Origin of the sequence: Adhaeribacter aerolatus (genome assembly GCF_007991635.1) — a bacterium.
GTDB lineage: Bacteria > Bacteroidota > Bacteroidia > Cytophagales > Hymenobacteraceae > Adhaeribacter > Adhaeribacter aerolatus.
The window spans coordinates 1-783 of record NZ_BJYS01000093.1 but is presented as its reverse complement, the minus strand read 5'-3'; the positions used below and the strand labels follow the sequence as shown (position 1 = coordinate 783).

The 783-nt window shown below is 50.3% G+C and carries 1 protein-coding gene; it reads right to left on the bottom strand.

The features are described 5' to 3' along the window. Positions 1 to 778, bottom strand: a 778-nt coding sequence (locus AAE02nite_RS26130; protein ID WP_146905890.1) for a glycosyltransferase family 2 protein, incomplete at its 3' end; no start/stop codon positions are given. Positions 779 to 783: the final 5 nt, after the last annotated feature.

Here is a 783-nt window from a genome sequence, read left to right as displayed (position 1 = left end):
TAACCTGTTTCAGCATGTGAAATTCGGTAGAGACCACTACAAACTGGCGTACCTTGCGCAAGGGCTTCAACAAAAGCGTATACAGCTTGGGTGTAAGCTTGTTGTACTCCCAGGCCAGTCTATCTTCCCGGTTAGCCCGGAACCGGTGCAGAAAACTGGCATTGCTCACCCCACCAGCCCGCATCTTCACCAACGTCTCCGGAATATAAGCCACCGATATCTTGAAGCGGTGAATAAAGCGCAGCATCAACTCGTAATCCGCCGCTGATTTCAAACGCAAGTCAAACTGGCTGTACTTCTCGTACACGCTCCGCTGTACAAAAAAGGTGGGGTGCGGCGGCATCCAGCCTTCCAGAAAGCTGCCTTCTTTGTAGGCGCCCGACTTCCAGTAACGCACTATCTTGTTTACGTCGCTGGCATCTACGTAGGCCAAATCGCTGTACACGCTTTCTACCTGCTGCTCGCTGAAGGTCTTGGCCACTTTGCTGAGCACCTGGTTATCAGTATAGAAATCATCGGAGTTCAATATACCAATGATGTCCCCGGTAGCCATCTGCACGCCTTTGTTCATGGCATCATAGATGCCTTTGTCCGGTTCGCTTACCCACCGGATACTCGGATGCTGGTAGGAGCGGATAATATCCAATGTCCCGTCCGTTGACTGACCATCCACCAGTATATACTCAAAGTCCGGGTAGTCCTGCGACAACACCGACTCTATTGTGTCGCGTATCGTGCCACTGCTGTTGTAGGATACCGTAATTATCGAAATTTTCATTTTAT